Below are 13,288 nucleotides of genomic sequence, written 5' to 3' on the forward strand. Positions count from 1 at the left end.
CGGACGCGGAGCGTCCTGGGAGGCATTCCCACGCAGAGCGCTCGGCGTTATACATAAGTCCGCCTCAACACTGATCGTGCCCATCGCTCCGCGTGGGCATGCCTCCCGTGACGCTCCGCGTCACAAATGGCACAGATTGCGGACTCAGTGAGCCGAGCGCATGACATGGGTAACGCTGGAGCTTGGCCACGCATCTGCGCCACATTCAAGTGCGGACGCGGAGCGTCCTGAGCGGCATTCCCACGCGGAGCGTAGGAACGATCAGCGTGATCTCAAGCACGCCTATCATGCCCATGCTTGTGCTCCGAGTTATACCCGAGTCTTGCTGCGACCACGGACTGTGGGAGGCATTCACTCAGTCACTTTCGTTTTTGGCCCGGTTTTGCGCCTCTTCCGGACTTGTGTATAACAACGAGCGCGCAGCATGGGCACGATCAGGGTTGAGGCAGACTCATCATTCTGCGTCAGTCATTACTACCGCTCGATACTACGACTCCAGCGCGCATTCCACTCCGGACGAATCTGATTCACCTGATCCCAGTCGATGGTCACGGCTGTTTCAAGGTACTTGTTCATTGCCTCGACCTGAGTGCGGGTCTTGTCGGTGGTTGGGGTTTTCGGGTTGGACGGGATCTGATCACCGAACTCCAGCGCCGGGGCCTGCGCTTCGGGCGTCAGCAGATAAGCCGCGAGTTTCTGAGCCAGTTCCGGCTGGGTGTTGTTGGCGATGGCGCATTCCGCCACGTTCAATACCACCCCACCTTCCTTCGGCGCTGCGTACTCCACCGGAACGCCCTTGATTTTCAAGGCGGTTACCTGGGTCGGTGTCAGCGGGAACAGCGCGGCTTCGTCGGTCTGCACCATCTCGGAAATCTTCGCCGAGCTGGCGATGTACTCCAGCACGTTTGGCCCGACGGTTTTCGGCCATGCCTTGAAGCCCGGCTCCACATCCTTCTCACTGCCGCCCTGAATGCGGTTGAACATCAGGAAACCATGCAGGCCAAAGGTCGAGGAGGCCAGCGACTGAAACACCACCTTGTCCTTGAAGCGCTTGTCCGCCAGGTCCATCCACGAGGTCGGCGCAGCCCAGCCTTGCTCCTTGAACATGCGCGTGTTGTACGCCAGGCCAGTCACGCCGAGGCTGACCGCTGCAGCCTGGTCCTTGATCTTCGCCTTGTCCGGCAAGTCGCTGAGCGCCGCGCTGGGCTGCAGGGTGTCGCACAGACCCATGGAAATGGCGCGGTACATGATGCCGTCGTCAAGAAAGATGACGTGCATCTGCGGGTTGTCCTTGCTGGCCTGAACCTTGGCCAGAATATCCGCCGAGGTGCCCGGCACAATCACCACTTTCACGTTGTTGGCTTTCTCGAAGGCGGGCAGTACCTGATCGGCGTAAAGACGCTCCATCGTCCCGCCATTCATCCCCAGATAGAGCGTGGTTTCGGCGCTGGCGGGCATGGACGTGAGCAAAGCCGCCAAGGGCAGGCAAGACAGACCGGTGAGGGCGACACGTTTGGCGATGTTCATAAAGGCGACCTTCCTCTGTGCAATGGGATGACGTTCGAAACGGGTTCGGGAGCAGAGCGGGGTGAGACGATGAGCGTTGAGTCGGCAACGGATAGAGCCTGTTCGGTCCGGAACCGGCCGATTGAAAAGGCATCGAGTGATATCGACGAGTGACCGGCGCAGACCCATTCAGCCAGTGCTTCGCCCGCTGCAGGCCCGATCTGGAAGCCTGCCCCGGCAAAGCCGAAGCCATGCAACAGGCCCGGTTGGGCAAGGCTTGGACCAAGCACCGGCTCACGATCCGGCAGATAGCCCTCGGTACCACTCCAGGTACGAATGGCCTGAGCACCCTTGAGCGGGGGATAGAGTTCAACGGCGTTGCGCAGGATATCCAGCACAGCAGCCTGACCCGGCCGCGCACGCGCAGGACCCTGTGCAAAACCCTGACCGCCACCCAGCACGCAATTGCCTCGCGCTACCTGACGTGCATAGATACCGCCGCCTTCGACGCCGGTGCTGACGTCCATGAACATGGGCAGCGGCTCGGTGACCAGCATGGCCGGGTGCCCTGAATACATGGGGACCGGTTCGTTGAATTGCGCGGCGAGCTCACCGGCCCAGGCCCCCGCGCAATTAAGCAGCCAGGGTGCGCGCAGTTTCAGGCCGTTGGCGGTTTCGACGATGAACGCCTGCCCGTCGTGATTGACCTGCGTCACCTGCGCCTGCTCGAAAACCTGAGCACCGGCCAGACGCGCGGCGCGGGCAAAGGCGGGCGAGACCATACGCGGGTTGGCGTGTCCGTCATCGGCGCACAACGACGCGCCGACCGCGACATCACCGGCCCAGGGGAAACGCGCCCGAAGCTCGGCGCGATCCAGCAACTGCAAGTCCAGCCCGAAACCCTGACTGGCCTGGGCATAGGCGCGTAGCGCGTCCATGTCCTGTTCGGAGCGGGCCAGCTTGAGATGCCCGGAGCGCTGATATTCGCCATCGATGCCGATCAGATCACGCAGATTGCCCCAGATCTGATGGGCGCGCTGCGACAGCGGGAGCTGTGACAGCGGACGACCCTGACGGCGAACGCCGCCGTAGTTCACGCCGCTCGAGTGCGAGCCGCAGAAGTCACGCTCGAGCAGGGCGACGTGCTTGCCTTTCAGTGCCAGTGCCAGCGCCGCCGAAGCACCGACAATGCCGCCGCCGATGATCAACGCATCGGTTTCGATCAGCGTGCTCATGCCTGTGTCTCCACACCAAACGGAATCGGCTTGATCGGCGATTGCCCGCGCAGACGACCGACCTCCTGCACCGGACGCCCGCTCTCGCAGGCAACCAGTTCTGCCGCCGCCAGGCCACACATGCGGCCCTGACAGCGTCCCATGCCGACCCGGCACATGGCCTTGACGCGGTTCATCTCCCAATGGCCTTCCTGCACCGTGCGGCGAATATCGCCTGCGCTGACTTCCTCGCAGCGGCAGATCAGCGTTTCATCGGGAACGTTGGCCGCCCAGTCATCCGGGAACGGGAAAGCAGTTTCCAGTCCGTGACGAAAACGCGTGATGTGCTTGAGTTGTGCTTTCAGCCGGTCGATGCGATGCTCGTCCACGTTGCGACCACGATCCTGCAACAGACTCAACGCGGCCAGTTCTCCGGCCATTTCGGCTGCGTCGGCGCCCATGATTCCGGCTCCGTCGCCCGCCAGATAAACATGCTCCACGCTGCTGCGTCCGGCATCGTCGCGAACCGGCAGCCAGGCGCGGTTCAGCGGGCTCCAGTCGAACCCGCAGCCCAACAGGTCGGCAAGTTGCGTCTCGCTGCGCAAGGCATGAGCGAAGGCGACAGCGTCGCACTCCAGGTGTCTGGTCTGACCGTCGCGCTGCCAACTCACGCCGCCAACCCGTTGTTCTCCTTCGACTCGCGTCAGTTGCGCGCCCTGATGCACCGGAATGCCGTGCGCCGTCAGCCAGGCTCGGTAATAGACCCCTTTGGCGAGCGTCGCGGGCTGGCCGAGCAGCGCGGGAAGCGCACGGCACTGCGCGGAGAACGGCGCGCTGTCGAGTACCGCCAACACCTTGGCACCGGCCTTGGCATATTGGTAAGCGACCAGATACAGCAACGGTCCGCTGCCGCAGAACACCACCTGTTCACCAATGGCGCAGCCCTGATATTTCAGGGCAATCTGCGCTGCGCCCAGGCTGTAAACGCCCGGCAGGGTCCAGCCAGGTACAGGCAGGACCCTATCGGTCGCGCCTGTGGCCACGATCAGATGGGAGTAGTCGACATGGCCGCAAAGCCCGTTCTGAAGAACGTCGAGTCGACCCTGTTCGGCGCTCCAGACCAGCGTTTGGGGCCGATAGTCGATACTGTCCGTCAGCGCATCCAGCGTCTGGTGCACGGCGACAGCCTTGTGTGCTTCAAAGCCGTAGAGCGCTTTTGGCGAACGTTTGAAATTTTCGGGTTGACGACGGTAGATCTGTCCGCCCCCGCGCAGCCCCTCGTCGATCAGGCAAGGCTTGATGCCATGAGTCTGTAACGTTTGCGCTGCCCGGATGCCTGCAGGGCCGGCGCCGATGACCACAACCTTTTCAGTGCTCACGAGCGTGGCTCCCCGGAAAGACGCCGCCCCGGCTCACGATTGATCGTCTGGCCAGCCTCCAGCAATGTCGAGCAGGCGCGTACCCGCTGACCGTCACCCAGGCGTACCCAGCAATCCTGGCAGGCGCCCATCATGCAGAAACCTGCGCGTGGTTCGGCGCTGAAGTCGCTGCCGCGCAAGTGATCACTCGCAGTGAGCAGCGCAGTCAGCAGCGTGTCGCCCAGCAGGCCGCTGGCCGGCTGCCCGTCGAGGGTGAAGGACAGCGCCGGGCGATCTTGTTCGGCCAATCGTTTAAGCAGTGCCATCGCTATGCTCCAGGCCCGGAATCAATGTTTGCCGACCAGCACGCGGTCGAGTCCGTAGACCCGGTCGAGCAGGATCATGGTGGCGGCCGTGAGGGCGATGACCAGCGCCGAAACGGCAGCCATCATCGGGTCGATGGATTCGGTGGCGTACACATACATGCGCACCGGCAGGGTCTGTGTCGCGGGCGAAGTGACGAAGATCGACAACGTCACCTCGTCGAAGCTGTTGATGAACGCCAGCAGCCAGCCACCTGCAACGCCGGGCAGAATCATCGGCAGGGTGATCTGGCGAAACAGCGTGAAGCGACTGGCCCCCAGCGATTGGGCGGCGTGTTCGGCGCTGCGATCAATGCCGATGGCAGCGGCCAATACCAGGCGCAGCACGTAGGGCGTGATGACCAGCACGTGGGCGAAGATCAGCCAGGTGAAGCTGCCGTTGACGCCCATCAGGGCAAACAGGCGCAGCATCGCCACACCCAGCACCAGATGCGGAATGATGATGGGCGACAGAAACAGGGCGTTGAAAAAGTTGCGTCCCGGAAAGCTGTGCCGAGTAATTGCCAGCGCGGCAGGTACCGCTATCAGCGTGGCCAGCGTTGCCGACACAAACGCCAGAATCAGGCTGTTGTAGAACGAGTCAATGAAGTCGGCCCGTTCGAATACTGCCTTGAACCAGCGCAGCGAAAACTCCGTGGTCGGCAGGCTCAGGGTGTTTTCAGGGGTGAACGCCACCAGGCAGACGACCACCAGTGGCGCCATCATGAACACCACGACCAACGCATGAAACGACAGGGCCAGAGGACCGTTCTTGGACATGGATCATTCCCCCAGGGTTTTCTTGTAACGGCCTTCGATCATGCGGTTCCACGACAGCATCACCAGCAGGTTCACCAGCAACAGCGCCACGGCCAGCGTCGCACCCATCGGCCAGTTCAGCTCGGACAGGTATTGGTCGTAGATCACCGTGGCGACCATCTTCAAGCGGCGTCCGCCGAGCAGACCGGGAATCGCGAACGAACTGGCAGCCAGACCGAAAACGATCAGTGACCCGGAAAGTACGCCGGGCATGACCTGTGGCAGCACGATCAGGCGCATCACTTTCGCTTGGCTGGCACCCAGTGACAGCGCCGCCTGTTCTGCGGTGGGGTCAAGCTTCTGCAGCGAGGTCCAGACCGGAATGATCATGAACGGCAGCATCACATGCACCAGCGCGATGACCACTGCGAACGGGGTATACAGAAGCTTGACCGGACGTCCGCCCAGGGCCTGGATGCCCTGATTGACCAGCCCGTCCGCGCCCAGCAGCAGGCTCCAGCCAAAGGCCCGCACGACCACTGAAATCAGCAGCGGCGTGAGAATCAGGATCAGGAAGATCGAACGCCATGGCGTGCCCATGCGGCTCAGGATGTAAGCCTCAGGCACACCGATCACCACGCAGAGCAGAGTGACCAGCGCGCTGATCCAGAAGGTGCGCAGAAAAATTTCGTAGAAATAACTGTCGGTCAGCACCGCACCATAGTTATCCAGCGTGTAGCTGTCGCTTTTGACGCCCACCTGATAGTCGAACACGTTGAACGACAGCAGCAGCGTCAGGCCCAGCGGCAGTACCAGCAGGCCGATATACAAGGCCAGCGCCGGGGCGGACAGCCAGTAGCCGCGCCGACCCTGACGCATTTGAGTCAGCAGGCTCATGCGCGCACCTCGTCGGCGTCCAGCACGCGCAACAGTTCGGACGACCAGTTCAGACCGACCGCTGCGCCTTGCTCGAGCGGTGGCTGCCCGTCGTTGCGGCGCACTACGGTCAACTCGCCAACGCCGGTCTGAACGCTGTACAGCCATTGGCTGCCGAGAAAGTAGCGGGTGACGATGCGTCCCGACAGACGACCACAGCCAGGCGCGACCAGATCGATCTTTTCCGGCCGCAGACTGAGGATCAACGCACCTTCGCCCGGCAACTGACGTATCTGCGGCACGCCGCTGCCGTCCAGGTCACCCTGCAACATGTTGGCCTTGCCGACGAAACCGGAGATGAAGCGCGTACGCGGATGCTCGTAGAGTGTGTAGGGTTCATCGATCTGAGTGATACGTCCGGCCTGCATGACCACCACCCGGTCGCTGATCGACAACGCTTCTGCCTGATCATGGGTCACCATCAGCGTGGTAATGCCCACTTCGTTCTGAATGCGGCGAATCTCGAACTGCATTTCTTCGCGCAGATTGGCGTCGAGATTGGACAGCGGTTCATCGAGCAGCAGCACCGGTGGCTCGATCACCAGCGCACGCGCCAAGGCCACACGCTGGCGCTGACCGCCGGATAACTCGCGTGGATAACGTTCTGCGTGCTGATCCAGGCGCACCAGCTTCAACACTTTGCTGACCCGGCTCTGGATCTCTGCGGCTGGCACCTTGCGCATGCGCAGGCCGAACGCCACGTTGTTGGCAACCGTCATGTGCGGGAAGAGCGCGTAACTCTGAAACACCACGCCCAGGCCACGGCTGCTGGGTTTGGCGTGAGTGATGTCCCGTCCGTCGAGCACGATGCGTCCGTCACTGACGTCGACAAAGCCGGCGATCATCTGCAGGGTGGTGGTTTTGCCGCAACCGGACGGGCCCAGCAGCGAAACGAATTCACCCTTGTCCACGTTCAGGTCAGTGGCAACCACGGCATTGATCGAGCCGTAGCGTTTGGAGAGACCTTCGAGCTGCAGAAATGCCATGCCTGCTTCCACCTTATATACAGGCGTGCCGGGGCACGCTTTTGTTATGGGCAGATGCGAAGTGAGCCTTTGCAGCATTGGACGTTGGTGCTCGATCTGGGTCGGCTACCGGTTGATTGTTCAAATCGCCCCTGTGGACTGAGAGTAGGACGAAGGCTAGGATGCGCTCAATCAGGAATTTCACTGAATAACATATTTTTTCAAATTCATTCATTGAGTGAAAAACTGTATGAGAAAGGGAATAAAAGATTCCACTGATCGGAATCATGAGCGCAAGGATGTTGGTGTCGGAGCCGTTTCCAGATTGTTCGCGGTACTGCGTTGCCTGGGTGAATGCGATGAGGGCGGCGAGCGGGTGACGCAACTGGCGCAGCGCGTCGGCCTGTCCCAGCCCACGACTCACCGTTTGCTGCGCAGCCTGATGGACGAGGGCATGGTCGAGCAGGATCTACTCAGCAAGCGCTATCGGCTGAGCATTGAGTTCTTTGCGCTGGCCGCGAAGGCAGGCAATACCGGCAACCTGCGGGATCTGGTCAGGCCCAGCCTGCTTCGGTTGTCCGCCTCGCTGGGTGACTCGCTGTTTCTGCTGGCGCGCAGCGGTTTTGATGCCATCTGTCTGGACCGCAGCGAAGGACCGTACCCGATTCGCACGTTTACCGGCGACATCGGCGGGCGCGTTGCCTTGGGCGTGGGGCAGGGCAGCCTGGCCATTCTGGCATTTCTGCCCGAAGACGAGCGCGAAACGGTGATCGCCTACAATCTGCCCAGGCTCAAGGATTTTCATCTGTACGACGAGGTCTTCCTGCGCTCTGAAGTCGAGAACGTCAGGCGTCTGGGTTATGCCGCGCGCAACACCGGTGCATTGCCGGGAATGGCCGGGCTGGCAGTACCCATTCTGGACCGTAACGGCCGCGCCGTCGCGGCGCTCAGTGTCGCCACTATCTCTGACCGTCTGGGCCCGGACCGGCTGACGACAGTGGTCGAATTGCTCAAGCGCGAGGCCACGGCGGTCAGTGCGCGCATCAACCCGTTCGATCCGTCATTGAGGCGTCCGAGTCAGGTGTTCGGGCAGGCTGAGTAGCAGCCGATGTTCATTGAATCTGTTCTGGGGCAGATTCGAATGAGCACCTGACGGCGCTTTATTGACGCACTGGAACTCGACAGCTGTTTTGTTACGGGTCACTCAAGAAAAATTGGCATATGCCGATGGTCATATCATGAGGCCATACATGCCGATTCCCTCGAACGGCTGTACAGGGAGGTGGCCTGTTCTTCTATCTGCACGCCTTTGCAGGTCCGTTTTTTTCCAGAGACGCAACCCATGTCCAAATCCCTGAAGCTTCAGATTCTTGCCTTGCTGGGCGGTAGCCTCGTACTGGTCTTGCTCATCGCCCTGGCCTGTTTCAGCTTCCTCTCCAACAACATCCAGGCGTATCGGAGCCTGCTCGACGGCCCCGTTCAATCTTCGCAAATGATCGACGAAGCCAATCTGCTGTTCAAGGTTCAGGTCCAGGAGTGGAAGAACGTACTGCTGCGCGGCAAGACGCCCGCCGAGCGTGACAAATACTGGGCGCAGTTTGAAGAGCAGGAGCGCCGGGTTCAGAGCACGCTGGGCAAGCTTGCCGAGTTGAAAGGCATTGATGCCGCGCTCAAGGGTCAGGTTCAGAAGCTTGCTCAGGAACACCGCACACTTGGATCGGCCTATCGCACCGGTCGCGATGCGTTCATTGCCTCTGGAGGTGACGCCACGGCGGGTGATCTGGCCGTCAAAGGCGTGGACCGTCCGACCAGCGAACAAATGGCCACTCTGGTTGACCAACTGCATAAGCTCAGTGCCGACCAGTCGATCATCATCAGCGATGAAGCTGCGCGGACCATTCTGGTGGGCACCTCAGTCATGCTGGCCTCGGCTCTGCTGGTTGGTCTGCTTGCACTGTGGATGGTCAACCGCAACATCGTTGCGCCGATTCGCATGCTAATTGAATACGTGGCTCAGTTGAGCGAAGGCAAGTTCGCCGACCGCGTCGAGGTCACCCGTCAGGATGAACTGGGACGTCTGGCAATTGCCGCCAACACCCTGCGTGATTTTCTGGCAGACACCTTTAGCCGTCTGAAACGCAGCACCAGCGATCTGGATGCTGCAGGTGGTGAACTGAACGCCATTGCAGCGCTGATGGCCCAAGGCACGCACGAACAGTTCGAACGCACCGATCAGGTCGCTACCGCCATGACCGAAATGTCGGCGACGGCTCAGGAAGTGGCTCGGCACGCGGCCGACGCAGCTCGCGCGGCAGATGAGGCTGATCAAAACGCACAGACAGGCGAAAAGGTCATGCAATCGACCATCGCTACCATTACCCGGATGCGTTCCGAGATAACGTCCACTGCCGGTGTCATCCAGCGTCTGGAAACGGACAGCGGGCGCATTGGCAAGGTGCTGGAAGTGATTCGCGGCATTGCCGAACAGACCAACCTGCTGGCGTTGAACGCGGCAATCGAGGCCGCACGGGCTGGCGATGCCGGGCGCGGTTTTGCAGTGGTTGCCGATGAGGTTCGCACCCTGGCGCAACGTACTGCAGTGTCCACTGCGGAGATCAATCAGATCATCACGTCAGTGCAGACGGGCGCTACCGACGCCGTTCAAGCGATTCAGGGCGGCCAGGCGCGCAGTGAGGAAAGCATGGAGCAGGTCACCCATGCGGGTGAAACCCTGCAGCGAATCACCGTGGCCGTGGAGAACATCCGCGACATGAACCGTCAGATCGCAACGGCGGCGGAAGAACAGACGTCGGTCGCCGAGGACATTTCGCGCAACCTGACAGAAATCACCGCCATCGCGGTGACCAATCAGGACAACGTCAAGCGCACACAGAGCGCGAGTCAGGACTTGAAAGGCCTGTCGACCGGGCTCAATGATGTGATTTCACGGCTGAGTGCCTGATCATTCCGACACGCTTCCTCAAGCGTTGAAAGCCGGTCAGGCCCAGCCTGACCGGCTTAATCCTTCGGCCTTGAACACCAGTGCTTTCAAACCGCCGTCCACACGCGCATCGGGAAACTCGGGTGGGTTCTCCAGACGCTGCTCGTAGCGCAGGCAGGGTGCTTCGGTGGCCGTGTGTTCGATCAGAAACTCAGGCCCTACCGCCGGATCGTTCATGCAGGCCAGCACCAGACCGTTTTCCTCCAACAACTCCGGCAGGCGGCGCAGGACACGCTGGTAATCCTTGTCGAGCATGAAGCTGCCTTTCTGGAAAGAAGGCGGGTCGATGATGATCAGATCATAAGGGCCGGAGCGCGTGACCTTGGCCCAGGACTTGAACAGGTCGTGGCCCAGAAACGTGACGCGACTCAGGTCATGTTCGTTCAGGCGATGGTTCTCGCGGCCTCGATTGAGCGCGGCGCGGGCCATGTCCAGATTCACCACATGGTCGGCGCCACCGGCAATCGCTGCGACTGAAAAGCCGCAGGTGTAGGCGAACAGGTTAAGGATGCGCTTGCCCCTGGCCTGAGCCTGCACCCATTCCCGGCCATAGCGCATGTCCAGAAACAGTCCGCTGTTCTGCTTCTTGCCGAAATCGACTTTGTAGCGCAGACCGTTTTCAGTGATGACCCATTCATCCACTTCCTCACCCGTCAGCCACTGGGTGGTGCTCTGCGGCAGGTAACGGTGTTGCAGCAGCAAGGTATGAGCCTGACTCTGTTGCCATTGAGGCGTTTCGATCAGCGCCAGCAACAGATGATTCAGTGCGGCAAGCTCGGATTCCTGCGGCTCCTTGAACAGCGACACGAGCACCACGCGTTGCATCCAGTCGACAGTGATGTGCTCCAGCCCGGGCCAGACGCGCCCGCGGCCGTGAAATAACCGGCGGGTTTCAGTCGGGACGTCGCTCAGGGCGTTGAGCAGATGCTGTTGCAGAATGGCGAGCGCTTCGGGAGTCATGGGGCAGGGTCGGTCTGAAAAATGGCGCGTATGGTAAACCTATTTGCTTCACCGCGGCATGTACAGGCGCTGCCATCGATGCGGGATGCCGAGCGAGGCGAGCCCCAGCAATGCCGACAGGCTGGCGCTGACCAGTAGGGCGTTCAGCCCGAGCCGGCGTTCGATCAGCGCTCCGACGACGGCGCCGACGAACATGCCGAACCAGGGAATCAGTTGAACCTGCCAGCCATTCTTCCGCTCACCCATCAACCAGCGACCCAGGCCACGTCCGAAGCGGGACAGGGCACCGGTCACGTAGGTCAGCCCCACCGACTGGCCGTTTACCTGCTCAACGGCAGCGTTGAGCATGCCCATCGCCAGAATCGCCCAGACCAGCGCCAGCAGATTCTTCTCCATTGGCCAGGCAGCGGCTGCACACAACAGCGTCGCGACAACCAGCAACAGCGGCAATGCACGACGATTGCCCAGCCGGGCGATGACAATACCCAGCGCGTTGCCCGCAATGAACACGCCGATCGCCAGCGCCAGGCGAGCGCTCATGCCCATGTCTCCTTCGCTTAGCGCCACTGCCAGTCGCGTGGTGTTGCCGCTCATGAAGGAAACAAAATCGCCCGTTGCCATGAAGCCAATGGCGTCCGTCATGCCCGCCAGAACCGAAAGACTGGCGGCCAGAGTCATGCCGACCCCGGTCCGCCGTTTCTGTAACGCCAGGTATCGAACACGGGTATGAGTGAACGCTGACGGCATCGACGGCTCTCTGAAACGTTAGGACTGCGGGATCAACAGGCTACTTGGGTCAGCGATTCAAGGCAGTTTGGCGCGGACGATTCGCTTCGCCCTGACCTCATCGGCATAAGCTTTGAGCTGGTCGGCGTCGCTGTAAAGGCGATTGACCATTTGCAGAACGGCCGTGACATCGACCTCTTTCATCTGAGAGGCGAGCTTGAGAATTTCATCTGCGGTGGTTTCGAGGTTGGTGGCCGTGCCCTTGAGGTGCTTTTTCAGCTCCTGGGTCGACTTGTTGAGCGCCATGGGGTGTCCTGTCAGAAGTCGTTGAATTCCATACCCTGAGCATGGCTTTTTCTGCGTGTGTGCGCAATCCGACAAACGAAGTGTGATCGGGATGCTGAGAATAAACACGCAGCACGCCCGGCCGCACGGTCAATCGTCGCGTGTCAGGACTTCCAGCAGTTCTATGTCGAAGCTCAGGTCGGATCCCGGCTGAATGTGAGCGCCCATTTCCCGGTCGCCGTAGGCGAGGTGAGCCGGAACGAACAGCGTGCGACGGCCTCCGACTTTCATGCCCATCAGGCCTTGATCCCAGCCCTTGATCACGCGCCCCGTGCCGATCACGCACTGAAAAGGCTTGCCGCGCTCGTGGGAAGAGTCGAACACCGTGCCGTCGGAAAGGGTGCCGGTGTAGTGGGTAGTGATCAATGCACCCTTGACCACGGTCTTGCCGTCGCCAATCTGCAGATCGGTTATGAGTAGTTCGTTGTTCATTGCCATATATCTCCTTGCCTATGCGGGCAGCTTTCTCTCAGAAACTTAAGCATCTGACAAGCGCTGAAACGCAAACGGGGAAGCCTCAGCTTCCCCGTCCGGTGTTGCAGGCTGGCCGCTTACAGATTCTGCGAGCTGACCACCATCGCTTGCGCGATATTGGCTTTCTGTTCCTGAGTGAAGCCGTCCCAGACATTGACCTTGGCGTAGTAGCCCAGACCTGCCAGGCAATACAGGCTCAAGGTCAGAATGATAGCGACGGAAACGAAGGTCCAGCGGCCTTCATCGTTTTCACGAGTGAAATCACGGGATTCGCCGTACTGCGATCCGCGGGAGAGCAGGCCGGAAGACAGGCGCTTGAGCCACTGGAACAGATGTACAACAACGATACGCAACATGAAGCAAGATCCTCAAAGGTCAGAAAACGGGTTGGTTGCCATGGGTGCGATTCATCGGCCGCATGGCGTGCAAAAAGCTGAAAACGAAAAAAGCCCGTCTATGACGGGCTTTCTTTTTATGATTCTTGTCAGGTGGCGTCAGGGATTAGCCCTGCGCAAGTGTGACGTTATTGCAATATTTTAAAACAATTGCTCGGCGCCATCTACCGTACATCGGGCGTCGTCAGACAACTGGTCGCGGATTCGGGTGCGACAAAACGTCGCCCGGCAGGGCTTGCGAGAAGCAGGGCAGTGGTTCAACAGTCAACTCTTGTAATACTTATTCC

15 protein-coding genes are annotated in these 13,288 nt (G+C 60.5%); 3 read left to right on the forward strand and 12 right to left on the reverse strand.

The window, feature by feature from the left end:
* Positions 1–474: 474 nt before the first annotated feature.
* Genes AC0IXS_RS26205 through AC0IXS_RS26235 form a run of 7 tightly spaced genes read right to left on the reverse strand, consistent with a single transcriptional unit; the run spans position 475 to position 7,121 of the window.
* Positions 475–1,527 (reverse strand): ABC transporter substrate-binding protein, encoded by a 1,053-nt coding sequence (locus AC0IXS_RS26205; protein ID WP_029242751.1) that lies wholly within the window; start codon positions 1,525–1,527, stop codon positions 475–477.
* Positions 1,524–2,741, reverse strand: coding sequence for an NAD(P)/FAD-dependent oxidoreductase (locus AC0IXS_RS26210; RefSeq protein ID WP_449121412.1), 1,218 nt, complete (start codon positions 2,739–2,741; stop codon positions 1,524–1,526). The genes AC0IXS_RS26205 and AC0IXS_RS26210 overlap by 4 nt, the downstream gene beginning before the upstream one ends.
* On the reverse strand, positions 2,738–4,099 hold the full coding sequence (locus tag AC0IXS_RS26215) for an FAD/NAD(P)-dependent oxidoreductase (protein WP_471826081.1): 1,362 nt from the start codon (positions 4,097–4,099) through the stop codon (positions 2,738–2,740). Before AC0IXS_RS26215 ends, AC0IXS_RS26210 begins: the two co-directional genes overlap by 4 nt.
* Positions 4,096–4,404, reverse strand: a complete 309-nt coding sequence (locus AC0IXS_RS26220) for a (2Fe-2S)-binding protein (protein WP_122416513.1) — start codon at positions 4,402–4,404, stop codon at positions 4,096–4,098. The genes AC0IXS_RS26215 and AC0IXS_RS26220 overlap by 4 nt, the downstream gene beginning before the upstream one ends.
* 21 nt (positions 4,405–4,425) lie before the next feature.
* Positions 4,426–5,220: an ABC transporter permease gene (locus AC0IXS_RS26225; protein ID WP_057408987.1), complete on the reverse strand. Its 795-nt coding sequence runs from the start codon at positions 5,218–5,220 to the stop codon at positions 4,426–4,428.
* 3 nt (positions 5,221–5,223) lie between these two features.
* Positions 5,224–6,096, reverse strand: a complete 873-nt coding sequence (locus AC0IXS_RS26230) for an ABC transporter permease (protein ID WP_122574355.1) — start codon at positions 6,094–6,096, stop codon at positions 5,224–5,226.
* The gene (locus tag AC0IXS_RS26235; RefSeq protein ID WP_471826084.1) at positions 6,093–7,121 is read right to left on the reverse strand and encodes an ABC transporter ATP-binding protein; all 1,029 of its coding nucleotides are present in this window, start codon (positions 7,119–7,121) and stop codon (positions 6,093–6,095) included. Before AC0IXS_RS26235 ends, AC0IXS_RS26230 begins: the two co-directional genes overlap by 4 nt.
* 241 nt (positions 7,122–7,362) lie before the next feature.
* On the opposite strand from AC0IXS_RS26235, the gene AC0IXS_RS26240 reads away from it, so the two are divergent.
* Positions 7,363–8,202, forward strand: a complete 840-nt coding sequence (locus tag AC0IXS_RS26240) for an IclR family transcriptional regulator (protein ID WP_137203146.1) — start codon at positions 7,363–7,365, stop codon at positions 8,200–8,202.
* Between the two features lie 240 nt (positions 8,203–8,442).
* On the forward strand, positions 8,443–10,062 hold the full coding sequence (locus tag AC0IXS_RS26245; protein WP_122689959.1) for a methyl-accepting chemotaxis protein: 1,620 nt from the start codon (positions 8,443–8,445) through the stop codon (positions 10,060–10,062).
* 36 nt (positions 10,063–10,098) lie between these two features.
* Here the strand turns inward: AC0IXS_RS26245 and AC0IXS_RS26250 are convergent, their stop codons facing one another.
* The 5 genes from AC0IXS_RS26250 to AC0IXS_RS26270 all read right to left on the reverse strand — a co-directional run bounded on the left by AC0IXS_RS26250 (position 10,099) and on the right by AC0IXS_RS26270 (position 12,962).
* Positions 10,099–11,061 carry a class I SAM-dependent methyltransferase gene (locus AC0IXS_RS26250; protein WP_069144074.1) on the reverse strand — a complete coding sequence of 321 codons (963 nt, stop codon included), beginning with the start codon at positions 11,059–11,061 and terminating at the stop codon, positions 10,099–10,101.
* A gap of 48 nt (positions 11,062–11,109) precedes the next feature.
* Positions 11,110–11,808 carry a YoaK family protein gene (locus AC0IXS_RS26255; RefSeq protein WP_191954408.1) on the reverse strand — a complete coding sequence of 233 codons (699 nt, stop codon included), beginning with the start codon at positions 11,806–11,808 and terminating at the stop codon, positions 11,110–11,112.
* A gap of 57 nt (positions 11,809–11,865) precedes the next feature.
* Positions 11,866–12,093 carry a hypothetical protein gene (locus AC0IXS_RS26260; RefSeq protein ID WP_004886622.1) on the reverse strand — a complete coding sequence of 76 codons (228 nt, stop codon included), beginning with the start codon at positions 12,091–12,093 and terminating at the stop codon, positions 11,866–11,868.
* A 129-nt stretch (positions 12,094–12,222) separates the two neighbouring features.
* Positions 12,223–12,564, reverse strand: a complete 342-nt coding sequence (locus tag AC0IXS_RS26265) for an FKBP-type peptidyl-prolyl cis-trans isomerase (protein ID WP_137203080.1) — start codon at positions 12,562–12,564, stop codon at positions 12,223–12,225.
* Between the two features lie 119 nt (positions 12,565–12,683).
* A complete protein-coding gene (locus AC0IXS_RS26270; RefSeq protein WP_057408992.1) occupies positions 12,684–12,962 on the reverse strand; it encodes a hypothetical protein in 279 nt (92 codons plus the stop codon).
* Between AC0IXS_RS26270 and AC0IXS_RS26275 the strand changes: the two genes are divergently transcribed.
* Positions 12,961–13,146, forward strand: a complete 186-nt coding sequence (locus tag AC0IXS_RS26275) for a hypothetical protein (protein WP_191957444.1) — start codon at positions 12,961–12,963, stop codon at positions 13,144–13,146. The two genes, AC0IXS_RS26270 and AC0IXS_RS26275, sit on opposite strands and share 2 nt — an antisense overlap.
* Positions 13,147–13,288 lie beyond the last annotated feature (142 nt).

The sequence above is a fragment of the Pseudomonas sp. AC016 genome (assembly GCF_979253365.1).

Excerpts from the sequence above, each read along its gene's own strand:
- AC0IXS_RS26205 (WP_029242751.1), bottom strand. The coding sequence starts at position 1,527 with ATGAACATCGCCAAACGTGTCGCCCTCACCGGTCTGTCTTGCCTGCCC.
- AC0IXS_RS26210 (WP_449121412.1), bottom strand. The coding sequence starts at position 2,741 with ATGAGCACGCTGATCGAAACCGATGCGTTGATCATCGGCGGCGGCATT.
- AC0IXS_RS26220 (WP_122416513.1), bottom strand. The coding sequence starts at position 4,404 with ATGGCACTGCTTAAACGATTGGCCGAACAAGATCGCCCGGCGCTGTCC.
- AC0IXS_RS26225 (WP_057408987.1), bottom strand. The coding sequence starts at position 5,220 with ATGTCCAAGAACGGTCCTCTGGCCCTGTCGTTTCATGCGTTGGTCGTG.
- AC0IXS_RS26230 (WP_122574355.1), bottom strand. The coding sequence starts at position 6,096 with ATGAGCCTGCTGACTCAAATGCGTCAGGGTCGGCGCGGCTACTGGCTG.
- AC0IXS_RS26235 (WP_471826084.1), bottom strand. The coding sequence starts at position 7,121 with ATGGCATTTCTGCAGCTCGAAGGTCTCTCCAAACGCTACGGCTCGATC.
- AC0IXS_RS26245 (WP_122689959.1), top strand. The coding sequence starts at position 8,443 with ATGTCCAAATCCCTGAAGCTTCAGATTCTTGCCTTGCTGGGCGGTAGC.
- AC0IXS_RS26250 (WP_069144074.1), bottom strand. The coding sequence starts at position 11,061 with ATGACTCCCGAAGCGCTCGCCATTCTGCAACAGCATCTGCTCAACGCC.
- AC0IXS_RS26255 (WP_191954408.1), bottom strand. The coding sequence starts at position 11,808 with ATGCCGTCAGCGTTCACTCATACCCGTGTTCGATACCTGGCGTTACAG.
- AC0IXS_RS26260 (WP_004886622.1), bottom strand. The coding sequence starts at position 12,093 with ATGGCGCTCAACAAGTCGACCCAGGAGCTGAAAAAGCACCTCAAGGGC.
- AC0IXS_RS26265 (WP_137203080.1), bottom strand. The coding sequence starts at position 12,564 with ATGAACAACGAACTACTCATAACCGATCTGCAGATTGGCGACGGCAAG.
- AC0IXS_RS26275 (WP_191957444.1), top strand. The coding sequence starts at position 12,961 with ATGAAGCAAGATCCTCAAAGGTCAGAAAACGGGTTGGTTGCCATGGGT.
- AC0IXS_RS26270 (WP_057408992.1), bottom strand. The coding sequence starts at position 12,962 with ATGTTGCGTATCGTTGTTGTACATCTGTTCCAGTGGCTCAAGCGCCTG.